Below are 23,343 nucleotides of genomic sequence, written 5' to 3'. Positions count from 1 at the left end.
TCCTTCCCTTATTATATCAGAAGTCGCCTACAACAACCTTAACCTCGGCTAAAAAGCTTTACATAAAATTTTGTGGTTCATTATCAATTGTCAGGCGTAAATCTTTATTGTCCCGATTCTGCGTCCAGTCCAAGACTTGATTTAGCGTCGCCTGCAGCTTGTCTTCAAAGCGATATTTGAGCAGAATCTGATAATGATAGAGATTGTGGGTACGGGCAATGGGCTTCGGCGTTGGACCCAGGATTTGCACTTTTTCTGACAGACCGCTTCGCAGAATATCCATAACTTCATAAGCTTTTCGCACTGCTGTCTCTTCATCCTTGTGCGACAGGGTTAGACCGACCGTAAAGTAATAAGGCGGATAACCTAGCTGCCGGCGGATTCCCATTTCATAAACATAAAAGCCCTCGTAATCCTGCTGCTTAGCAAACTCAATGGCATAATGATGAGGATTGTAGGACTGGATAAAGACCTGACCAGCCTTTTCAGCCCGACCAGCCCGGCCCGCCACCTGAGTCAGCAGCTGAAAGGTTCGTTCTGAAGAGCGAAAGTCCGGTAGATTAAGAGCAGTATCTGCATTGAGAACACCAACTAGCGTCACATTTGGAAAATCCAGCCCCTTAGCAATCATCTGGGTGCCTAAGAGAATATCTGCCTTACCCTGACCAAAGCTTTCTAAAATGGCTTCATGGCTGCCTTTCTTACGGGTCGTATCTACATCCATCCGCAAAATGCGAGCCTGTGGAAAGAGCTGAACCAGCTCATCATAAGCTTTCTGCGTCCCTGTCCCATAATAGCGGATGCTGCGGCTGGCACAGTTAGGACAACTCTGAGGGATGTTCTTAGTAAAACCGCAGTAGTGGCAGTTCATGGTCTTGGTGTCCATATGCAGGGTTAGAGAAATATCACAGTTGGGACAGCTGTCAACGGTCCCACATTCCCGACACATGACAAAGCTAGAATAACCCCGCCTATTAAGCATGAGAACCGTCTGTTCTCCCTTATCCAGACGATCTTGAATAGCCTCTAGCAAGACTGGGGTGAAATTACTGGCTTCATGCTGCCCGATATAATCCCGGAAATCCACCACTTCCACTTGAGGAATCTGCGCCAGCGGATTTGCACGCTTACTGAGCAACTGAAAATCATAGACACCACGGCTTGCTCGAGCACGGCTCTCCAGGCTCGGAGTCGCCGACCCCAGCACTAAAACAGCTTGATTGTACTGAGCTCGCAGGAGAGCCACCTCTCTGGCATGATAGCGAGGATTGGAATCCTGCTTATAAGAGGATTCATGCTCTTCATCAATGATAATGGCTCCAATATTTGTCAAGGGAGCAAAAATAGCTGAACGCGCGCCGACAACGACCTGGGCAGCTCCTCGCTCCACCTTGCGCCACTCATCATATTTCTCACCGTCAGACAGACCTGAATGCAAAATAGCAACTTGATCGCCAAATCTAGAAATAAAGCGATCTGTAACCTGCGGAGTCAGAGAAATCTCTGGAACCAGCATGATAGCGGTCTTGCCCTGAGCCAATGCCTCTGCGATGACCTGCAAGTAAACTTCGGTCTTCCCACTGCCCGTAACTCCTTCTAAGAGAACTGGCTGAGAATGACTCTGACCAATTTTCTGAGTGATTGCCGCAACCGCTGCAGCTTGTTCATCGTTTAAGGTCAGACTTTGCTGCTGCCGCTCCTTTTGGAAATAAGCAACAGAACGGCTGATTTCTCTATCCTCAATGCTAATTAGATTTTCTTTGATAAAGTAATTAATAATATCGCGCGAAAAGTTTTCTCGCAAATCAGCCAAAAGCTGGCTATCCTGCTGCTCTAGCAAGACTTCTTTTAATGCTTGTTTTTTCTTAGCCTGTCGGGGAAGGTCATGATTTTGCAAAGCGGTATGATTGACCTGATACCATTTCTCAGTCTTAATATGCTTCTTGTCCGTCGCCTGATACTCCAGCCGAATACGGCCAGTCTGAGTCAGTCGCATCAGCTTAGCCTGGCTTTTCTTGTCCAAATCAGAAAAGCGAAGACTGTCCTCCTGACCAAAGATAGCTGAACGTTCCTCATCATTCAGCAGCTCTGTCGGATAGAGCAATTTATCATAACTGGAGTTGAGAAGACTAGGCAGCATGGCTTTTAAAAGGCTAATTTTATAGGAAAAGACTGACTTGCGCAGCTCGTCCGCCAGCCAGAGCTGTTCCTGATTCAGCACGGGACTGAAATCAAGGACTTCCGCAATCTCCTTCAGCTCTTCTCGGTCTCCCATCTCATCAAAGCCGACCACAATCCCCTGAATCAGGCGATTTCCCTGTCCAAAAGGGACATGGACCCGCATGCCAGCTGCCAGCATTCCTGCAAACTCTTCTGGAATAGCATAGCTATAGGGCTTGTCCGTCTGCATCAGAGGAACATCCACAATAATCTTTGCTAGCTTCACATTCTCACCCCACTTTCCTCAACATCATTACAGAAAAAATAAGATTGAGCATCCCCAACCTTAAATCTTCTCACCTTCTTCTTTTTCTTTAGCGATTTGCTCTTTAATCTTGCGTTCTTCTTCTTCTTTACGCAGGCGCTCTTCTTCTGCCCGACGGCGAACTGCCTCACGCTTGCCTTCTGGATCTGGATGGATAACGACATTGCCGGATTCAATTTCTTCCAAAGCACGAAGAGTGGATTTGACAGACTTGAATTCCTGCGTAGCGGGAGCCCCAGCTTCAAGCTCATGAGCGCGCTTGGCTTCTAAAATAACCAAGGAATATTTTGACGGAACCTTGTCCAGCAAAGTGTCAATAGACGGTTTTAACATCATAATTTTCTACCTAATTTCTAACTTTCTATCGAATAATCGTTTCATTTTTGGGAAGCATGTCCTGATAACGGCCGATAACACGGTCTACTCGGAAATGCTCTGCTTCAATCACGCGCTTGACACGGTCGGCAGCCAGCGGCACCTGATCATTGACAATGGCATAATCATACTCGCGCATAAGGGCAATTTCTTCTTTGGCCTTTTCAATGCGCTGGGCGATAATCTCAGCACTGTCTGTCCCACGGCCGACCAAGCGGTCTTTGAGTTCTTCTAAGTCTGGAGGAGTCAAAAAAATAAAGACGGCATCTGGAACTTTTTTCTTGACTTGCAAAGCTCCCTGAACTTCAATCTCTAGGAAGACATCAATACCTTTATCCAGCGTTTCATTGACATAAGTCAGAGGCGTACCATAGTAGTTTCCTACATACTCCGCATACTCCAGCATCTGTCCCTGACGAATCAACTCTTCAAACTCCTCGCGAGTGCGGAAGAAATAGTCAACTCCATCCACTTCGCCTGGGCGCTGCGGACGAGTCGTCATGGATACCGAGTACTGGAATTGGTTATCAGTGCTTTCAAAAATTTCTCGTCTAACAGTCCCTTTTCCTACACCAGAGGGACCAGAAAAGACGATTAGTAAGCCTCGTTCCGTCATCATGTCTCCTTCACAGTCTTTCTATCTAGTGTAACAAAATTAGACTGATATTTCAAGAGGATAGGAAGAAATGTATGTGTCTAGAGTTTTGAGAAAATAGAAAAAAAGCAAGTAATCATACGGAAAATAAAATAGACCAGCAGAACATTCAAGAAAAAAGCAATCTGTTACCAGACTGCATTTCTTCTTTATTTTGCGTAATCAACGGCCCGCATCTCACGGATAACCGTTACCTTGATATTGCCCGGATATTCCAAGTTGTTTTCGATCTTTTCACGCACATCGTGCGCCAAAATCGTAATCTTGTCATCCTTAATCTTGTCAGGCTGAACCATAATCCGGATTTCCCGGCCGGCTTGTAAAGCAAAGCTGTTCTTGACACCCTTGAAGCTATTAGCGATTTCTTCCAAATCTTGGAGACGCTTGATATAGCTTTCCAGAGATTCACTGCGGGCACCTGGCCGAGCGGCACTGAGAGCGTCTGCTGCAGCTACGATAACGGCAATGACACTTTCTGCTTCCACATCCCCGTGGTGGCTGGCAATGGTATTAACAACGACTGGATGCTCCTTGTACTTACGAGCCAGTTCTGTTCCAATTTCCACGTGGCTGCCTTCAACCTCACGGTCAATAGACTTACCAATATCATGGAGAAATCCAGCACGGCGGGCTAAATTGGCATTTTCACCCAGCTCAGCAGCGATGATACCGGAAAGCTTGGCCACCTCAATAGAGTGCCGAAGGACGTTCTGACCATAAGAAGTTCGGAACTGCAAGCGCCCCATGATCTTCATCAAATCAGGATGCAGGTTAGGAGCTCCGATTTCATAAGCTGCGGCCTCTCCGTACTCACGGATACGATTGTCAATTTCCAGACGGTTCTTCTCAACCAACTCCTCGATGCGAGCTGGGTGAATACGGCCGTCTTTCAAGAGTGCTTCCATAGTCATACGAGCAATCTCGCGGCGAATCGGATCAAAACCTGAGAGAGTGACCACTTCAGGCGTATCATCAATGATGACATCAATACCAGTCAGACTTTCAAAAGTTCGGATATTGCGACCTTCCCGGCCAATAATCCGACCCTTCATACTGTCATCTGGAAGATGCACCGTTGAGTTGGTTTGCTCAGCGACATAATCACCGGCAATACGCTGCATAGCTTGGACCAAGATATTCTTCGCAACCTTGTCAGACCGCTCTTTGATATCTTGCTCCGCATCCCGAATCCTAGTCGCAATCTCTTTAGAAAGCTTGTCCTCGGTCTGCGTCAAAATAATATCACGCGCTTCTGTCTGTGATAGCGAAGCAACTCGCTCCAGCTCTGCTGCCTTCTGCTTTTCAAGTTCCGCTACTTGTTCTTCACGCGCATCAATGTGTTTAGATTTATCTGAGAGACTTTGTTCTTTTTGCTCCAAAGCCTTTTCTTTGTTGCTTAAATTATCGTCTTTGCGGTCAAGGGTAGAAGCGCGCTCTGTCAAGCGGCTTTCGATTTGTTTTAACTCTTGACGTTCAGACTTAAATTCTGCATCAACTTGTTCACGATATTTTCTGGCTTCTTCTTTTGCCTCCAAAAGTGCTTCTTTTTTAAGCGAACTTGTTTCTCGCTTGGCTTCTTTGACAATCAAATCAGCTTCGCGTTCAGCTTGTCCGCGTAAATTGGTTGCTTCTTGTTCAGCATTTAAAAGAGTAAGCTCTGCAGCTTCTTTAGATGATTTCATCTTAGCTGAGACACTTACATATCCAATCACTAAACCAATGATGGCAGCAAAAACAGACATAATTATAGGAAATAGGTCCATGTTTTTACTCCAAATCTATTTAATTGTTGAATTCAAAATTCCATACTATTCTATCACAAATCTAAAAAATTCACAAACCTATTTTTTGAAAAACAAGAAAGCTTTTGTCCATTTTTTAGAGACAAAATCTTCAAAGTTTGTAGAAGCCTGAGTACCAAAACTTTCTCAAACCATAAGCAAGATTGTTCAATTTTTTCATTTTCCTAAGATGTAAACTTTATTCCCAAATAAAAAATTTTTATGCTATAATCAGAGAAGAAAAGGTGTCAATGAGACGGGCTTTTTCTTACCTAACAAGACAAACTTATGGCTTGATCTCACTAGAAAAACCTTCTCGCACTCGCTACATTGTAAAGGAGAAACCATGTCTAAAGAAGTTATCGTTGAAAGCTTTGAGCTGGATCACACCATCGTCAAAGCGCCTTACGTTCGCCTCATCGGAGAGGAAACTGGCCCTAAAGGCGATATCATTTCCAATTTTGATATCCGTCTGGTTCAGCCTAATGAAGATTCCATTCCGACTGCTGGCCTGCATACCATCGAGCATTTGCTGGCTATGCTGATTCGCAAGCGCATTGATGGTATGATTGACTGCTCGCCTTTTGGCTGCCGTACTGGTTTTCATATGATTATGTGGGGCCAACACAGCTCCAGCCAGATTGCTCAGGTCATCAAATCCTGTCTGGAAGAAATCGCTGAGTCAACTAGCTGGGAAGATGTCCCTGGAACAACCATTGAATCCTGCGGAAACTACAAGGATCACAGCCTCTTCTCAGCCAAAGAATGGGCTAAACTTATTCTCAGCCAAGGAATCTCAGATGATGCCTTTGAACGCCATGTGATTTAAAACAATAAAAAGTTCTCGAAATCGAGAACTTTTTTTGTGCATATATAATGAAATTCATCAACAAACTAGAAATCAAGTGAGTCAGCATGACCCGGACCATTTCCGACGAAGTAGCCAGTCTTACAGTTGATACTGAAGAGGTAGGTGCCGTCTGGCTTGAAGAGGTTATAGTAGCCGTTTCCTTTAATAATATTGACGCGTTCCAGGATATAGTTATCACCAGAAATATAACCACGCTCACGAGAAGTTTGCAAAATTTTCTCCAGAACGCCAGGGTTGAATGTCCAAGCTGGATTGTTGACGTCATCAATAGCCGCTTGGTTATAAGGGACTCGACTGAGATCTCTCTGCAGATTTACTCCGTTGCTAGGAAGACCATAGCCAGAGTAAGAGCTGGAAGCCCCTGAACCAGATGCACTTGAACCACCACTTGTACTTGCACCGGTGCCTCCCTGATCAGTAGCAGGCGCTGGTGTTGGTACTTGTTGACTACGTCCTTGGGCAATCGCTGCCTTTAGAACTTCATCGAGCTTAGCATTGCCACTTGATACATCTGAGAAGGTCGCATTTGTATTAGCCTTGGCTTCCTTGTTCAAGACGCCGTCAGTGATAGCTCCGCCGTCAAACTGCGAATTGACACTTTGAATAGCTGAAATTTGTTTCACTAGGGAATCATACTTGCTCTTGGCTGCATCATAGTCTTTGCTGCCTTTTAGCTTTTCAAGTAAGGTTTTTAATTTTTCCAAGTCGCCGAATTTACTGTTTTTGACAGCTGTCTGATTGCTATCTGTGAAAAATGCAGCATACTCATCATTAAAGGACTTCAGATCCTTGGCAGTATTATCAGAGCTAGACGAAGACGAGCTCTTTTTGCTGGACTGCGATGTTGAAGAGCTTGAGCTTGTAACGGTCTTGTGGCCCCAATTATGCCCCAGAGCAAAGTAAAGCCCTGTGCCCGCTACAGCAATCCCGAAAAGTCCTAAAACTGGATAAAGGAAAGCTTTTTTCTTGTAGAAAGGTGCCTTAGGAACCTGTAATTCCTTCTCATCAAGCGGCTCCGGAATAGGACCGTAAGATGTCTTTTGAACGGGAGCAGCGGGAACCGCATCTTCCTGCTCTGAGCGTTGACTGCGAGAACCTAAGGGGTTTGGAGCTGCTTCTGGCTCACTTGCTGTCTCAGTGCCTGTCGACTGAGTTACTAGAGTCTCCTGTTCACTTTCAACCTCTTGCCGTCTTTCTTTGATGAAGTCGGTCAAATCAGAAGAGGCTTGCTCAGCTTGAGCCGCTTCCTGCTCCTGCAGCTTTCTGATTTTCTGGGTTTCAAATTTTCCTGCTTCGATTTCCTGACGGTGCTGCTTGATATACTTATCCAGCACATTGTCGCTTTCATTCACACCGGCTTCCAGCTCCTCTTTCTTACGAGTAGCTTGTCCGACTGTCATTTCCTTGGCCTCTTCAAAATCAAGGACAGACTCTTTCTTTTCTTCTTCCGGTGAGTAGTTTTCTTCTTTCGTCACGGCAAATCCTTTCTAATCTAACTGACGTTTGACCCGCTGGCCAAAATACTGATATAAATCAACTTTTAAAGTTCCATTATAAAGTTTGCGTTTTTTATCGGCCTGACTGCCATATTTGCTTTCAAAAGCTTCATCGCTAGTCAGGATAAACTTGCTCCAGGTTTTGAGCGGAGCAAAGGTTTCTCCCATTTCCTGATAAAGACGAGTCACAGCCTCATCATCTAGGAGGCGCTCCCCATATGGCGGATTAGAGATAATCACACCATTAATCTTATCTGTATGCAAATCCTGCAGACGCATCTGCTTGAAGCGAATCTGCTCTGCAACTCCTGCTTGCTCAGCGTTTTTTCGAGCTAGTTCTACCATACGGCCATCGATATCCGAGCCAGAAATATCCAGCTGAATGGTCTGATCAATCTGACTGAGTGCAGTCGAGCGAGCCTGTGCTACCAGATCTTTATCCACCCAATTCCAGTCTTCAAAGGCAAAAGAACGATGGAGTCCCGGCGCCATCTTCATCCCAATCATAGCAGCTTCGATACAAAAAGTACCAGAGCCGCAAGTCGGGTCTATCAAAGGCTTATCTGGATACCAATTGGACAGGAGTAAAATGGCCGCTGCCATATTTTCCTTGATCGGTGCGCCACCTTTCTCAGCCCGATAGCCACGTTTGAAGAGGCTAGACCCTGTTGTATCAATCATGACCGTCGCTACATCTTTTAGAATAGAAACCTCTATCCTAAACTCAGCTCCATTTTCCTGCAAAGGAACCCCTTCCGGACGTGCATAATGCTTCTGCAGCTTCTTGACAACTGCCTTTTTAGAAATAGCCTGAACACTGGGCTCATTGTGAAGTTTTGACTTGACGCATTTAGCCTTGGCAATAGGAAATTTAGCTCCCAGCGGTAGATAATTCTCCCAATCCAGAGCAAAAACTCCCTGAAAGAGCTCTTCAAAAGTCTTAGCTGGAAAACTGCCAACTACAATCTTAATCCGATCGGCCGCGCGCAACCAGAGATTGGTTTGAATAATGGTACTGACATCACCCTCAAAGCGAATCCGACCGTTTTCAACCTGACAATCAAGCCCCAGCTCTCTGATTTCACGGCCGACGACAGCTTCTAGCCCTGCCGCTGCGGTCGCAATTAAATTAAATTTTTCTTTCATCTTGGCTTTTTAAATGGATTCCAATCTATACAAACAAAGGGAGTGAGACAAAAATCGTGATTTCGTCACATCGATTTTCCTCACTCTCCCTTTTTAGATTTTGGGCTGAGAAGGTTTCACTGCAATTTGTCAATTAACTCATTACTTGAAATGCCCATCAGGCAGATGAAGCAACAGCTAGTTGAACTTGGCAGAGAATAGAGCGCTCAGCCACTCTCTTGCTATTCTATTATAAAATTTAAAGAGGACAGGACTTGCCGTCCCAGCCTCAGCCTATATGCAATTTTCTGTAAGCCATGTTTTGTTCCGGAAATGACTAGGTACCATTTCCTTCGATAATCATCTGTCTACTGTTTCCAGTCAGAGTGCTATGTTCGCTTCCACGCACTCCATGCCCCGACCAAAGTTTGGGTTGCTAGCTTGAGGGGTTTACCGCGTTCCACTTCTTCTGTTTCCAGAAGAACTACGTCACTGTGGCACTTTCAGACCTAATCAGACATATCCAAAGACTTAGCCCTTTCAGTCGCCGTAACGGAAAAATCCGTCCCTAGGCTTATTTCTTCGCCTAGCACAAACACTACCGGCATCACAGCCAGTGCTAGCATGGACTTTCCTCATGAAAATCTAAAATTTCCACGCGATTATCCAAAAATTGCACTGTTCTAAAAAGAACCATTATTCACGATCCAGAATTTGTTTTCCGAATACTTCCTTTTCAAGACGGTTCAAGCGCTTCAAGATATCAAAATTAGTCGCAGAAGTCATCTGAGGGAAGCTTTCTGCAGTTGACTGAGTCGCTTGTGTTGATTGGACAGGCTGAGTTGGCTGAACTGGTGCTTTTTCAACTGGCTTCGCAGCCAACTCTTCCTTGAGACGGCGATTTTCCTCACGCAGCTCCTTTACCAAGGCTGCATAAGTCTCATAATCCTTGATAATATCATCCAAAAACTCATCCACTTCGGACTTACTATAGCCGCGTACTTCGCGTTTAAAATCCTGATCAAAAATATCTTTTGCTGTAAAAATAATACTTGCCATCTTCTCTCTCCAATCTAGTTTATCATATTCAATTATAAACAAAATGCCTAATAAAAATCAAGATTTATCATCTAATTTCCCGAAAAATTTTCAGCCACTTCATTCAGGTCATCAAATGTTAATTTTTTGATAAAATATTGTTCTTGTTTTTTCATTTCTTGGTAAAGATATTTCAATTTTGTCTCCTGTTCTTCATCGTAAAAGAGGTAAGCGCCATCTGTATTTTGAATGATAAATTGATTGTAATCACGAAACTGACTGGGATTTTGATAGGTCGGATAAGCATACTTGACAAAATCGGTTTGCTTAAAAGCAGCTAATTTTGCTTGATTGGCTTCGTTCCAATTTTCACCTTGATTCTCAAAGAGAAAGATGGTTGCCGTCTGAAATTCATAGTCTTTTTTCAATTCATTAGCTAAATCCAAAACCCAAGACTCGAAGCCCAGATTGCCCATAAAAACCAGCCAATCTACTCCATCTTCCAAAAAACGGATTAAGTCCCTCTTAGCGGCTTCTTTTATAATTTTTATTCTCATATCTTTTTCCGTCGAAATGCCGATTTCAAAGGCTTTGTAGCCTGTTATTAGTAGACTGGTCATTTATTCTCCCTTAAAAAAGTTTTTTGTGGTATAATAGAGTGATGCTATTGTACCAATAAGGAGTTTTATGGTCAACTATCCGCATAAGCTAAAGACAAAAAGCAGTATCAACAGGCCTGTTCCCGGCATTGTTAACTTTGCCAATCGTGGGATGTCTTTTGAAAAGATGATCAACGAATCTAACAACTACTATCTAAGCAGAGGACTCGCTGTCATCCATAAAAAGCCCACCCCCATTCAGATTGTCAAGGTTGATTATCCGCACCGTAGCCGAGCCAAGATTGTAGAGGCTTACTTTCGGCAAGCTTCCACAACAGACTATTCTGGTGTCTACAAGGGCCATTATATTGACTTTGAAGCCAAGGAAACCCGACAGAAAAAATCGATGCCCATGAAAAATTTTCATTCGCATCAGATTGAGCACATGGAGGCTGTCCTTGAGCAAAAGGGCATCTGCTTTGTCTTACTGCATTTTTCCAGCTTAAGGGAGACTTACCTGCTTCCCGCTTCTTATTTAATTGAGTTTTACAAGATTGACAAGGGAGGGAAGTCCATGCCCTTAACCTACATTCAAGAGCATGGTTATCCGATTGAAATGCAGCAACTTCCCAGCATCCCTTATCTTGAAATTATCGAACAAAAACTACTAGGTGGTATTATAAATGAATAAACAAACTCTTATGCAGGCTTTGAAATATCTTGCAAGTGCACTTATAACCCTGCTTATGATTGGATTCGTGATTGGCTGTTTGGTATTTACCTACTATGCGGTCAAGGCTCCTAAGCTTTCTGAAAAAGACCTCATCGCGACCACATCCAGTAAGATTTTTGACAGCAATAACAATTTGATTGCGGACCTAGGCGCTGAAAAGCGGGTCAATGCTGAAACTAGTGAAATACCTACGGATTTGGTTAACGCTATTGTCGCCATCGAAGACCATCGCTTCTTCAACCACCGCGGGGTGGACTTTATTCGGATTGCAGGTGCCCTTATCAGTAACATCCGTGGCGGAGGACGTCAAGGTGGTTCAACTCTGACCCAGCAGTTGATTAAGCTGTCTTATTTCTCAACTTCTTCTTCGGACGCGACCCTTTCACGTAAAATCCAAGAAGCTTGGCTGGCTGCTCAGCTTGAGCGTAAAGCAACTAAGCAGCAAATCTTGACCTATTATGTCAATAAAGTCTACATGTCCAACAGTAACTACGGTATGCAGACAGCAGCCCGAAGCTACTATGGCAAGGACCTAAAAGACTTAAGCTTACACCAAACGGCTCTGCTGGCAGGTATGCCTCAGGCACCTAACCAATACGACCCTTACACCCATCCAGAGGCTGCAACCAACCGCCGTAATCTGGTACTTCGTGAGATGCATGATCTCAAGTACATCACAGATGAGCAGTATGAACAAGCTAAGAATACTCCTGTAACCGATGGACTTCAAAGCCTAAAAGCTTCCACTAGCTATCCTGCTTACATGGACAATTATCTTAAGGAAGTAATTGAACAAGTAGAAGAAGAGACTGGCTACAATGTCCTGACAACTGGTATGGAAGTCTATACAAATGTCAACACTGATGCCCAAAAGAAACTCTGGGATATTTACAACACAGGAGACTATGTAGCTTATCCAGATGACGAAATGCAGGTTGCCTCCACTGTTATAGATGTGCAAACTGGTAAAGTCATTGCCCAGCTCGGTTCTCGTAACCAATCTACCAACGTATCCTTTGGTACCAACCAAGCTGTTGAAACCAACCGTGATTTCGGTTCAACAATGAAGCCAATCACCGATTATGCTCCAGCTCTGGAAAATGAAGTCTATACTTCGACAGCTGCTCCTATCACGGATGCTCCATATAATTTCCCGTATTCCAGCACACCAGTCTACAACTGGGATAAGAAATATTATGGCGGGATGACGATTCAATACGCTATTCAGGAATCCCGTAACGTTCCTGCCGTGAAAACGCTGGAAGCCGTTGGTTTGGATGAGTCCCTCAAGTTCCTAAATCGTATTGGGATTAACTATCCTGAAATGTTCTATGTTAATGCCTTTTCAAGTAATACCAGCAAATCCGGCAACGAATACGGAGCCAGCAGTGAAAAAATGGCTGCTGCCTATGCTGCTTTTGCCAATGGTGGTACTTACTACAAGCCTCAGTATGTCAATCGCGTTGTCTTCAGCGACGGAACAGAGAAGACCTTCTCCAACAATGGTTCCAAGGCTATGAAGGAAACGACAGCCTACATGATGACCGATATGATGAAAACAGTCTTGCAGTCTGGTACAGGTACAAACGCTGCTATCTCTGGGGTTTATCAGGCCGGTAAGACCGGAACCTCCAACTATGCTGATGATGAATTAGCCAAACTGACCAAGCCTTACTACTACTCTAGCATTGTCACACCAGACGAGCTCTTCGTTGGTTACACGCCTAAGTATTCAATGGCTGTTTGGACCGGCTACTCTAACCGCCTGACACCAATCCTTGATGACGGGGTTAAGGTAGCAACAGATGTCTACCGCGAAATGATGCTTTACCTAGCTCAAGATGGCTCTGCTTCAGAAGATTGGGAAATGCCAGATGGTCTCTACCGCAGTGGCTCTTATGTCTACCTCAACAGTGGTACTGGCTATAACCGTTACTACAATAACCAGCAGTACTATAACTATTCTAGCTATAGCAGTTACAGTACAGAAGCTAGCTCTGACACATCAGCTTCCAGTGAGCATTCTGGTGATTCAAACAATAGCTCTTCTAACCACAACGACTCATCTTCCGGTAACGGTGGAGATGACTAGAGTGACGAAGATTAAAATACAAACTAAAAGAGTAAGAATGAAAAATTCTTACTCTTTTCTTATTCTCTCATCAAAGCTTACTTTGCCAAAGCCCCCATAGGATCCCACGGAGCTAGGACAAGAGGCTCTGCTTCATAAGCAGCTAATTCTGCGGCTGTCAGAAACTCTTTACGGACGACGATTTGATAGGTATACTCGTCCATCCAAGCGTCAGAGGCTACGAAATAGCCCTTGTTACCAACCTTTTCGCCCCAGGAGTTTTCGACCTTCCATTTCTTAGCCTTGCCATTTTCATCCAAGTCCACCCCTGTCAAGACCATAGCGTGGGTCATGAGGCTTTCGCTATAGTCCAAGCGGCCAGCCTTATCCTGAGTTAGTCGAATATCCATGCTGGCAGTGAAATCGTGCATCCCCTCAGCCATAACACCAGCCTTACGATTGCTAGACTGACCAACATCCGAGCCAAACCAAACGGTCTCACCAGCCTGCATTTGAGCAATAGCCAGCTCTTTTAGTCGGTTCATTTCAACATTCAAATAACGAACCGGCTTACTTCCAACGACATTGCCCAACATCTCAACTGTATAGGACCGTCCATAAGGCTTGTCAGCAGTCGGTGCATTGATGATAGAGACATAGTCAGCTAGCTTGAGATCGACATATTTTTGATAAAAAGTCAGAGGTGTCAATCCGCTCTCGCTGTGGAAATGATTGTCCTTATCGCGATAAGAAAAGTCAAACTGGCGAGGCGGCAAGCCTAAGTTCATAGCTAGGAAGTTAAAGACTTCCTGTAAGAGTTCTTCTTTCTTGGCCTGAAGTTCAGCAGAGTTTGCACCCTCTGCCACTAATTCTCGCAAAATCTGCGCATCTTGACGTAGGAGTTTATTGAGAATTTGATTGAGCTCACGGCTGTTACTGGAAGAAATTGACTCCGGATAGACTGACTTAGGCACGACGCCGTATTTCTCAAAGAGGGAAACAACCATATCCCATTGACCGCCATCCTGCTGAGGCGTATCTAAGAGAAACTTGACCTTACGACTGGTCAATTCTTGGTCAGCTGTCGCAATCACCTGCTCCAAGAACCAGTTGGATTTTTCATATTTATCCCAAAAGAAAGTATGGGCTTGAGATAGCTCAAAATCCTCCAGTTGGAAACCAGCAATCATTTTGTGGCGGAAGGTATTAAGAGCTGCAAACATCCAACAGCGTCCTGAAGCTTTCTGGTCACTGACCTTGTCCTTAGTGAGATCCAGCGAAAAGACAGGTGTATTTTCCACAGCGGCGCTTCGCTTCTCCAAGGATGTCAAGAGACCATTATGGCTGATGGCATTTTCCATTGCTGCAAACTTGGGATTGGCCTCATAAGCAGCATACAACTTATCTGTAAAAACTTGTTCTAACGAATGCATAGAATCCTCCTTGTCATTATACATCTATTATAGAACTTTAAAAGAGGAGCGCAAGTAAAAAGGCTAGACAAAAGAGTCCTAGCCTTTTTCTAAATCGGATTTTAGGATTCCATAGACGGAAAAATCTTTGACTTGTCCTTTATGAAATACAGCCTGACGGAAAGTGCCTTCGTAGCTCATTCCAGCTTTAGCCATAACACGCCCCGAAGCTGGATTAGCTGTTACAAATCTTGCTGCGACACGATTGAATCCTGCGTCTTGCAAGAGGTATTTCAAAACAGCTTTCAAAGCTTCTGTCATCAGCCCCTGCCCCCAATAGTCTTTACTTAGAATGTAACCGACCTCGCAAGCATTGACTGCCTCATCCATGTCCACCATACTGATGTCCCCGATTACAGAATCAGGATTTTCTTTCAGGCAGATGGCCCACTTGTAAAAATCCATGTTTTGATAATTCTCAACCCAGCGAGCAATAGACTGTTGGGTGACTTCAGGACTCTCGTGAGCATACCAGGTCACATGCAGCAAATTATCCGGACGAGAAGCCCAGTTGTCATACATAGCTTGAGCATCCGATTCCAGAAAAGGTCTTAGTAAAAGACATTTGGTTTCAATGGACTGTGTACCTATCTTTTTCATAGCTTCCTCATTTCTTGGCGCGGACTAAAAAGATTCGATAGAGATTTTCACTTCCAAAATTCGTCAAAAATCGTAATCGGCAAATGACGTTTGTGCTGGCCTTTATGCCACCAAGATTCGATAGTTTCTTGAGCTTGGGCTGAAACGGACTTACCTTCAAGATAATCGTCAATTTCATTATAGGTCACGCCCAGAGCGACTTCATCGGCAATCCCAGGTTTTTCTTCTTCCAAATCAGCCGTCGGCACCTTTTCATAGAGAGCCGGATCAGCTCCTAAAGCGGCCAAAAGTTGCTTACCTTGTCGTTTATTGAGACGGTAAAGTGGTAAGATATCTGCTCCGCCATCTCCAAACTTGGTGAAAAAGGCCGTGACATTTTCTGCAGCATGATCGGTCCCAATGACAGCCCCGCTGTATGAACCAGCCAAAGCATACTGGGCAATCATACGGCTGCGGGCCTTGATATTGCCCTTGTTAAAATCAGAGACTTTGGCACCCGTTGCCTCCACAGCCTTTGTCATGGCATCAGCTGATTCCTTGATATTGACTGTCAAACTGACATCGGGCTGGATAAAAGCCAGAGCCTTTTGCGCATCATCTTCATCTGCCTGAACACCGTAAGGCAGACGAACAGCGATAAAGCGGTAGCTATTATCACCAGTCTCAGCCCGCATTTCCTCTACAGCCAGCTGAGCTAAGCGGCCAGCCAAGGTTGAATCCTGACCACCAGAAATTCCCAGAACATAACTTTTCAAAAAAGGGTGTTTCCTCAGATAGGCCTTGAGAAAGTCCACCGACTTGCGGATTTCTTCCTCCGGGTCAATGATAGGTTTGACGCCCAATTGAGCGATGATTTCTTCTTGTAGACTCATTTTTCTGCTCCTGTCTGGTAGGCTTTCTTGCGCATCTGGTCAATCAAGTCCATCTTATCCTGCCAGATATCTCTAGCCAGGTCAACTGGATAATCCTGTGGATTAAGAACCCGCTTGTACTCATCCCAGAGTTTATCAAATTCCTTACGGGCATAAGCTTGAATCTCAGTCAGGCTCGGCTGAGAATAGACCAAATTTCCTTCTTGGAAAATATCCACCAAAAGCGGTACAGCATCAAAATTTTTGACCCTTTTATTGATGTAGGTATAGGTAGGATGGAACATTTCCAACTCTTCCAAGCTATTGACATCAATGCCATCATAGGTAATGTAGTCTCCCTCGGACTTCTCTTTTTCGCGGCTGGTAATACGCCAAACCTGCTTCTTACCTGGGGTCGAAACCTTTTCAGCATTATTGGACAGCTTGATAGTATTGCGCAAAACGCCATTCTCATCTTCAATAGCAACAATCTTATAAACCGCTCCTAAAGCCGGCTGGTCATAGGCTGTAATGAGCTTGGTTCCCACACCCCAGACATCTATCTTGGCTTTTTGCATTTTCAAGTTGAGAATGGTATTTTCATCCAGATCATTGGACGCATAAATCTTAGCGTCAGGGAAGCCAGCTTCATCTAATTGCTGCCGAACTTTCTTAGAAATATAGGCAAGGTCTCCCGAATCAATGCGGACACCCAGAAACTTAATTTTATCCCCTAGCTCACGCGCCACCCGAATGGCTGCCGGAACACCTAGACGCAATGTATCGTAGGTATCTACTAGGAAAACACAGTTATGATGAGTCTCAGCGTAAGCTTTAAAGGCTTCATAATCATTTCCATAGACTTGAACGAGAGCATGGGCATGCGTTCCCAAGACTGGAATGTCAAAGAGCTTGCCAGCTCGGACATTACTGGTACCGTTCGCTCCGCCAATCACCGCAGCCCGAGTTCCCCAGATAGCAGCATCCATTTCCTGGGCCCGGCGCGTACCGAACTCCATCAGAGGTTCATCTTCGATGACAGAGCGTATACGAGCTGCCTTGGTAGCAATCAGGGTCTGAAAATTAACGATATTGAGCAGGGCAGTCTCAACCAGCTGACACTGAGCTAGAGGACCTTCCACCTGCACGATTGGCTCATTGGCAAAAACCAAATCACCTTCCTGAACAGACCTTACTGTCAGGCTCATCTTGAGATTTCGCAAATAATCCAAAAACTCTCCATGATAGCCCAAGGATTGCAAATAATCTAAATCGCTCTGGCTGAACGTCAGATTATTGAGATAGGAAATAATTCTTTCTAAGCCCGCAAAGACAGCGTAGCCGTTATTAAAAGGATTCTTACGGAAAAAAACTTCAAAAACTGCACGCTTGTTGTGAATATTTTGCTTGAAATAAACCTGCATCATGTTGATTTGGTACAAATCAGTGTGCAGAGTTAAACTATCATCTGGGTACATCTTCTTGCTCCTTTACGCTAGATACCTTTTATTATATCATAATTCCAAAAAAGCTAAGCAAATCCTGTCAACTCACTTGAATAGACACGCTTGCTTAGCTTATATTTTTATGCTTGCTCTGCAAGATATTTGTAGGCTTCCTGACTGGCAATGGCACCATCGCCAACAGCCGTCGTAATCTGGCGCAGGTCTTTCTGGCGAACATCACCAATAGCGTAAATACCGGCTACTGACGTTTTCATCTGATGGTCCGTCAGAATCCAGCCAGCCTCATCTGTGATGCCCAAGTCCGCAGCAAATTCGCTAACTGGATCTAGGCCAACATAGATAAAGATGCCACCAAAATCTGCTTGGCTAGTTTCACCTGTCTTGACATTCTTGAAGGTTACACCAGTCACCTTACGCTCATTACCATGGATACTTTCCACTACAGAATCCCAGACAAAGCGAATCTTTTCATTGGCAAAGGCGCGATCCTGCAGCACCTTTTGTGCTCGCAGCTCATCACGACGGTGAACAATGGTCACACTTTTTGCAAAGCGCGTCAAGAAAATAGCTTCCTCTACCGCCGAGTCGCCACCACCGACAACCAGCAGGTCTTCATCGCGGAAAAATGCGCCATCACAGACCGCACAGTAGGAAACGCCGCGGCTGTTGTAGTCTTCCTCACCAGGAACCCCCAGATGACGATGATTGGCACCAGAAGCAATGATGACTGTTTTAGCTTCAAAACTCTCATCTTCTGTGATGATTTCCTTAAAATCGCCTCGGTCTTCAATTTTTTCTACTAGGCCAAATAGATGTTCAACACCTAGATTCTCAAGAGGCTCAAACATTTTCTCTGCTAGCTCAGGACCACTGATATTGGCATAGCCTGGATAGTTTTCAATGTCAGCAGTATTGTTCATCTGACCACCAGGAATGCCGCGCTCCAGCAGGGCAACTTTTAGGTTGCTGCGGGCTGCATAAAGGGCAGCTGTCATGCCGGCAGGTCCCGCTCCAATAATAATTGTATCATACATAACTTTTCTTTCTCCTTGTTGTAACTATAATTATTCTAACAACTTTTCTACAGTTTTACAAGCATTTAAGCTTTTAGGACAATGAGCAGGCCCAACGTCGCAAAAGACAGGACTGGAATCGTCATAATGACAATTAAAAGAACATCATACAGATGGCTCTGGCGCTCCTTGGCTGTCTTGTCCTTGCGGCGAATCATCCGCAGTCCAATCCATAAACCCGCAATAATCCCTACACCGACTGCTGTATAAAGCAGGCTTTCGATATAAAGTGCAAATATTTGATCTAACATGTCAACTCCTCAAAGATCAATCAGCCTCGTAGTGCAAAGAATGGGAGCAACTCCAAACCTAGCCATCTACATAAAACACCCACTAGACAAGAAAACCTGCTCCACAGCACGCTACGACTGAAAACAAACTCAGCTGGTCTAGCCAACTGAGCCTTCACTGTCTCTATTATATCAAATATAGGTCCTTTTGTAACTAGCAAAAAATTCCTTGGTTCTTTCTTCCTTTGGATGATGGATAATTTCATCTGGTGTCCCGGACTCTATGATTTTCCCCTTGTCCAAAAAGAGTACTCTATCCGCAACCTGAGCGACAAAGGACATATCATGACTGACCAGAATCATGGTTTGGCCAGACTTGGCTGCATCAGCGATTGATTTCTCTACTTCTCCGACCAACTCGGGATCCAAGGCTGAGGTCGGCTCGTCTAGCAAAAGAACATCTGGATTCATAGCCAAGGCCCTTGCTAAGGCTACCCGCTGCTTCTGACCGCCTGACAAATGTCTAGGATAGTGATTTTCTCGGTCTGACAAGCCAACTTTTGCTAACTCTTCTTTGGCTATCTTAGTCGCTTCTTGGTCTGACAGTTTCTTAACTACCAGCAGACCTTCCTTGACATTTTCCAGAGCTGTCCGGCGGGAAAAGAGATTAAACTGCTGAAAAACCATGGCTAGCTTGCGGCGCAGCAGCAAGATCTCATCTTTGGAAATCCTTGAAAAATCCACTTTGAAACCATCGATAGTGATTTTTCCGCTGTCTGGCTGTTCCAGATAGTTGAGGCTACGGAGAAAGGTTGACTTCCCAGCACCCGAAGAGCCAATCAAAGCTACCACTTCGCCTTTTTGAATGTCCAAACTGAGATCATCCAGAACCTTTTGACCTGAAAAAGTCTTACTTAAATGTGAAATATTAATCATCAGATTCCTTCTCCTTCTGCTTGCTGAAGCGATTCAAATTTATCCGGCTGTTTGATATCCATCATCTTTTCGATCCAGCGGCCAAGTTGCTCAATGAGAATATTGACTGCCCAATAAATCAGCGAAACCGAAATAAAACGCTCAAAGTAACGGTAGTCCGCCCCCGCGATAGCCTGCGCCTTGGCAAAAATTTCCACTACACCGGCACTAAAGGCCAGAGAAGTTCCCTTGGTTAAGCCAATCAGGGAATTAATCAGACTAGGTGTCGCCACTACTGCTGCATTGGGGATAATGACACGCATATAAACCTGCTTGTTGGTCATTCCTAAGCTGCGAGCAGCCTCGATTTCTCCCGGATCTACGGACAAGATTGCAGCCCGGATAGTCTCACTGGCATAAGCCGCTTCGTTGAAAGCGAAGGCAACAATCGCAAAGACAGACGCTGGAATCTCGTTGATATTAAAGCTTGTGCCATACTTCTGATTGATGGCCTTGAGCAATAAAGGAATCCCAAAATAGGTCAGCATGAGCTGGACCAGCAGCGGTGTTCCCCTCAGAAAGCTGACAAAGAAAGCCTGAATCGGATACAGGACTTTAACCCGATTAATCTTGACGATAGCAAAAACCATGGCAAGCAGAATACCAAAGACTGCACCACCCGCTGTCAAGAGAAGGGTGATTGGCAGATTTTGCAAAATGCCGGGAATAGCCTCAAAAACAGCCCTTAAACTAAATAATTTACCATCTGGAATGAACTTGAGGAACTCCTCATACCAACCAGTTGTCAGAAGATAAGTTGTAACCACCATTATTACTTCCTTTTCTTGATAATGAAATATTTTAACACAATTCTGGAACAAAACAAAGAATTTGCTTCGCTTTTACTGTCTTTTAGCAGTCAAAACGTGAGTAGCTAGTGCAAATCTCGTGTTCCTAAATATCAAATAAGCCACACTAAGCCCAATATAAAAATAGACTAGTTTCACTAGTCTATCATATCTATCTCATAAAGACTAATATATTTTTCTTATCACAGCGATAAGAAAAGTATATCACTAAAAGGTTTGGCGCTTAGCCTTACGCTCTGCCCGGCCACGTGCACGATTCTCTGCTCGCTTGGTCTTGCGGCGCTTTTCGTTAACAGCCCACTGAATTTTTTTCTTGTAGCCTGGCTTGATTTTTTTCTTTTTCTTCTTGACCAGCCCCAGCATTTCCGTGTCCAGCTTCTCCCGACTCTTTTCCCGATTGGCTCGACGGTCTCGGTCGTAGGTATCCTGGAACTCGTCATCTTTTATCATCTTGGGAATGAACTTAATCCCCATCTTTTCTAACTCCCGAATATCTGAGTCATCACTCGGCTGGTAGAGAGTAATGGCTGTGCCAGGAAGACCATTACGGCCGGTCCGGCCTACCCGATGGACAAAGAAAGACAAGTCCTGAGGAATGGCATCGTTGATAACATGGCTGACACCTTCGATATCAATTCCCCGCGCTGCCAAGTCAGTAGCAACAATATACTCAAAATCAAGATTCTTAACCTGATTCATGATGCGCTTGCGCTCCCGCGGAGCAATATCGCCATGAATTTTAGCAACTTTAAGCCCCTGAGCTGTCAGATAGCTGTGCAGTTCATCTGCCCTCGTCTTGGTATTGACGAAAATCATAGCCAGATAAGGCTGCAGAAGCTGACTGATTTGATAAATCTGAGCATTCTTGTCTCGTCCCTTGGTTGATAGGAGCCAGTTTTCAATGGTGTCCGCAATGACCGTCTTGGTCTTAATCTGCTCAATGACTGGATTAGACAGATATTTTTTCAAAAAAGGCTGAAGCTTCTGAGGAATTGTTGCTGAGAAAACGAGAAACTGCAGATCTTTAGGCAACCGGCCTGCAATCTTATCAACCGTCGCCAAAAAGCCCATGTCCAGTGTCATATCGGCCTCGTCAACGACAAAGGTCTTGGCCTTGTGAATGGCCAAATCACCTGACTCTACCAGGTCATAAATCCGCCCAGGGGTTCCGATGACGATATGAGGCTGACTAGACTCTAACTTCCCAATCTGACGAGCCTTGTCTGTCCCACCGATATAGTTGGCCACCCGAATCTCTTTTTCAGAAAAGCTAGCCAACTGCCGAGCAGCCTGATAAATCTGTGCTGCCAGCTCCCGACTTGGAGCTGTAATAACAGCCTGCACAGTGTCTGCTTCCTCATCTAGCATTTGAAAGATTGGCAGCAAAAACGTGTGGGTCTTACCAGAGCCTGTCTTGGACTCCCCAACCAAATCCCGACCTGACAATACGACTGGAATCAGCTTCTCTTGGACCGGAGTCGCTTCAACGAAGTTCAAATCCCTGAGTGCTTCCTGAATATAATCTTTAAACTTAAATTCTGTAAATTTCATCTTGTCCTCTATTCTATTATCCTAACTATTATACCAAAAAATTGACCATCCTGCTTATCCTCAAATCTAAGAAGAAAAAAGCGAGCCAGAGACTCGCTTCTTGCTATAGATATAGGATAGCTAGGGTCAGGAGACTACCCACGATACCGATTCCCCAGAAGAAGAAATCGACTTTCCACTCGCTCCACTCCTTGCCGTGGCCAGTTAGGCCTCCCAGCTCAAAGTGGTGATGAACCGGGGTCATCCGGAAAATTCGCTTGCCGCCGGTCAGCTTGAAGTAAGTCACCTGCATCATGACCGAGGTCGTTTCAAACACATAGACGATACCAATCAAGAGCAGGGTCCACTCTTGATGAAGGGAAATGGAGATAGCAGCCAGCATACCGCCCAAAGCCAGACTTCCTACATCGCCCATGAAGATTTTAGCAGGCTTATGGTTGAAAACAAAGAAGCCTAGCAAGCCACCAATCATACTGATGATGACAATCAAAATATCAAAACGCTTCTGCTCAACAGCAATTACAGCATAGGCCACCAAGCTAATGACCACCGAGATACTGGCCAAACCATCAATTCCATCCGTCAGATTGACAGCATTGGAAAAGCCAATCAGCCAAAAAAGGACGAAAAAGACATAGAGGAAGCCTATCTGGACAGGAACGGTGAAGACATTCAGCTGGTCACCTGCACCGTGCTGATTATAAAAGAAGTAAAAGACAACTCCGCCGACCAGCTGCAGAAACAGTTTCTGCTTGGGATTTAGACCCTCGTTGATCTTACGAAACACCTTGAGGAAGTCGTCCAAAAAGCCGACAACGCCATACAGGACCAAGATAAAAAGAATCATGATGAGGCCGTTGGACAGCTGATGCGAAAACAGACCGATAACAAAGCTAGCCAAAACAGATGTCAAGAGAAAGACTGTGCCACCCATGGTAGGTGTTCCGGCCTTGGCCTGATGCTGCTTGACATCTTCGTGCATCTGTTGGCCTGTGATACGAGCCTTATGGTAAAAACGAATAAAGGCAGGAATGCCGATGATAGTTAGGATAAAAGTTACGATTCCTGCAATAAGAGCAATAAGCAT

General features: G+C 44.7%; 21 protein-coding genes and 1 other RNA gene. 3 read left to right on the top strand and 19 right to left on the bottom strand.

Going from position 1 to position 23,343, the window contains the following annotated elements; all coding sequences use genetic code 11:
• Positions 1–58: 58 nt before the first annotated feature.
• From FOC72_RS01530 to FOC72_RS01515, 4 genes are all read right to left on the bottom strand, one after another.
• Positions 59–2,446, bottom strand: a complete 2,388-nt coding sequence (locus tag FOC72_RS01530) for a primosomal protein N' (RefSeq protein WP_002893502.1) — start codon at positions 2,444–2,446, stop codon at positions 59–61.
• A 60-nt stretch (positions 2,447–2,506) separates the two neighbouring features.
• Positions 2,507–2,821: a DNA-directed RNA polymerase subunit omega gene (rpoZ, locus tag FOC72_RS01525; protein WP_002893503.1), complete on the bottom strand. Its 315-nt coding sequence runs from the start codon at positions 2,819–2,821 to the stop codon at positions 2,507–2,509.
• A 25-nt stretch (positions 2,822–2,846) separates the two neighbouring features.
• Positions 2,847–3,479, bottom strand: a complete 633-nt coding sequence (gene gmk, locus FOC72_RS01520; RefSeq protein ID WP_002893505.1) for a guanylate kinase — start codon at positions 3,477–3,479, stop codon at positions 2,847–2,849.
• Positions 3,480–3,664: 185 nt separating this feature from the next.
• Complete coding sequence (locus FOC72_RS01515; RefSeq protein ID WP_002893506.1) at positions 3,665–5,278, bottom strand: ribonuclease Y; 1,614 nt, start codon at positions 5,276–5,278, stop codon at positions 3,665–3,667.
• A 364-nt stretch (positions 5,279–5,642) separates the two neighbouring features.
• Here FOC72_RS01515 and FOC72_RS01510 point away from each other — a divergent pair, with 364 nt between their 5' ends.
• The gene (locus FOC72_RS01510; protein WP_002893508.1) at positions 5,643–6,125 is read left to right on the top strand and encodes an S-ribosylhomocysteine lyase; all 483 of its coding nucleotides are present in this window, start codon (positions 5,643–5,645) and stop codon (positions 6,123–6,125) included.
• A gap of 65 nt (positions 6,126–6,190) precedes the next feature.
• Here FOC72_RS01510 and FOC72_RS01505 read toward each other — a convergent pair whose 3' ends face one another.
• The 5 genes from FOC72_RS01505 to FOC72_RS01485 all read right to left on the bottom strand — a co-directional run bounded on the left by FOC72_RS01505 (position 6,191) and on the right by FOC72_RS01485 (position 10,446).
• A complete protein-coding gene (locus tag FOC72_RS01505) occupies positions 6,191–7,642 on the bottom strand; it encodes a cell division site-positioning protein MapZ family protein (RefSeq protein WP_002893510.1) in 1,452 nt (483 codons plus the stop codon).
• A gap of 12 nt (positions 7,643–7,654) precedes the next feature.
• Positions 7,655–8,809 (bottom strand): THUMP domain-containing class I SAM-dependent RNA methyltransferase, encoded by a 1,155-nt coding sequence (locus FOC72_RS01500; RefSeq protein WP_002893511.1) that lies wholly within the window; start codon positions 8,807–8,809, stop codon positions 7,655–7,657.
• A 285-nt stretch (positions 8,810–9,094) separates the two neighbouring features.
• Positions 9,095–9,462, bottom strand: an RNA gene (rnpB, locus tag FOC72_RS01495) — RNase P RNA component class B.
• 22 nt (positions 9,463–9,484) lie between these two features.
• Positions 9,485–9,847 (bottom strand): cell division regulator GpsB, encoded by a 363-nt coding sequence (gene gpsB / locus FOC72_RS01490; RefSeq protein ID WP_023917285.1) that lies wholly within the window; start codon positions 9,845–9,847, stop codon positions 9,485–9,487.
• 71 nt (positions 9,848–9,918) lie between these two features.
• Positions 9,919–10,446: an SLOG family protein gene (locus FOC72_RS01485; protein ID WP_002893513.1), complete on the bottom strand. Its 528-nt coding sequence runs from the start codon at positions 10,444–10,446 to the stop codon at positions 9,919–9,921.
• A gap of 67 nt (positions 10,447–10,513) precedes the next feature.
• On the opposite strand from FOC72_RS01485, the gene recU reads away from it, so the two are divergent.
• Together recU and pbp1a are read left to right on the top strand one after the other, a co-directional pair.
• The gene (gene recU, locus FOC72_RS01480; RefSeq protein ID WP_002893514.1) at positions 10,514–11,116 is read left to right on the top strand and encodes a Holliday junction resolvase RecU; all 603 of its coding nucleotides are present in this window, start codon (positions 10,514–10,516) and stop codon (positions 11,114–11,116) included.
• The gene (pbp1a, locus tag FOC72_RS01475) at positions 11,109–13,250 is read left to right on the top strand and encodes a penicillin-binding protein PBP1A (protein ID WP_002893515.1); all 2,142 of its coding nucleotides are present in this window, start codon (positions 11,109–11,111) and stop codon (positions 13,248–13,250) included. The genes recU and pbp1a overlap by 8 nt, the downstream gene beginning before the upstream one ends.
• Positions 13,251–13,327: 77 nt before the next feature.
• Here the strand turns inward: pbp1a and pepC are convergent, their stop codons facing one another.
• The 10 genes from pepC to mraY all read right to left on the bottom strand — a co-directional run bounded on the left by pepC (position 13,328) and on the right by mraY (position 23,343).
• A complete protein-coding gene (pepC, locus tag FOC72_RS01470) occupies positions 13,328–14,662 on the bottom strand; it encodes an aminopeptidase C (protein WP_032913962.1) in 1,335 nt (444 codons plus the stop codon).
• Between the two features lie 78 nt (positions 14,663–14,740).
• Positions 14,741–15,301, bottom strand: a complete 561-nt coding sequence (locus FOC72_RS01465) for a GNAT family N-acetyltransferase (RefSeq protein ID WP_002893517.1) — start codon at positions 15,299–15,301, stop codon at positions 14,741–14,743.
• A gap of 47 nt (positions 15,302–15,348) precedes the next feature.
• Entirely contained in the window at positions 15,349–16,173 is an 825-nt protein-coding gene (nadE, locus tag FOC72_RS01460) for an NAD(+) synthase (RefSeq protein WP_002893519.1), read from the bottom strand.
• A complete protein-coding gene (locus FOC72_RS01455) occupies positions 16,170–17,630 on the bottom strand; it encodes a nicotinate phosphoribosyltransferase (protein ID WP_002893520.1) in 1,461 nt (486 codons plus the stop codon). The genes nadE and FOC72_RS01455 overlap by 4 nt, the downstream gene beginning before the upstream one ends.
• Positions 17,631–17,737: 107 nt before the next feature.
• A complete protein-coding gene (gene trxB, locus FOC72_RS01450) occupies positions 17,738–18,652 on the bottom strand; it encodes a thioredoxin-disulfide reductase (protein WP_002893521.1) in 915 nt (304 codons plus the stop codon).
• Positions 18,653–18,717: 65 nt separating this feature from the next.
• Positions 18,718–18,942: a DUF4059 family protein gene (locus FOC72_RS01445; protein ID WP_002893522.1), complete on the bottom strand. Its 225-nt coding sequence runs from the start codon at positions 18,940–18,942 to the stop codon at positions 18,718–18,720.
• Positions 18,943–19,113: 171 nt separating this feature from the next.
• Positions 19,114–19,857 (bottom strand): amino acid ABC transporter ATP-binding protein, encoded by a 744-nt coding sequence (locus FOC72_RS01440; RefSeq protein WP_002893523.1) that lies wholly within the window; start codon positions 19,855–19,857, stop codon positions 19,114–19,116.
• Complete coding sequence (locus FOC72_RS01435) at positions 19,857–20,666, bottom strand: amino acid ABC transporter permease (protein ID WP_002893524.1); 810 nt, start codon at positions 20,664–20,666, stop codon at positions 19,857–19,859. The genes FOC72_RS01440 and FOC72_RS01435 overlap by 1 nt, the downstream gene beginning before the upstream one ends.
• A gap of 246 nt (positions 20,667–20,912) precedes the next feature.
• On the bottom strand, positions 20,913–22,256 hold the full coding sequence (locus tag FOC72_RS01430) for a DEAD/DEAH box helicase (RefSeq protein ID WP_002893525.1): 1,344 nt from the start codon (positions 22,254–22,256) through the stop codon (positions 20,913–20,915).
• A gap of 103 nt (positions 22,257–22,359) precedes the next feature.
• Entirely contained in the window at positions 22,360–23,343 is a 984-nt protein-coding gene (gene mraY / locus FOC72_RS01425; protein ID WP_002893527.1) for a phospho-N-acetylmuramoyl-pentapeptide-transferase, read from the bottom strand.

Origin of the sequence: Streptococcus sanguinis, from assembly GCF_013343115.1 — a bacterium.
GTDB classification, from domain to species: Bacteria; Bacillota; Bacilli; order Lactobacillales; family Streptococcaceae; genus Streptococcus; species Streptococcus sanguinis_H.
The sequence above is the reverse complement of the archived record's forward strand: the minus strand, read 5'-3'. Positions and strand labels throughout refer to the sequence as shown.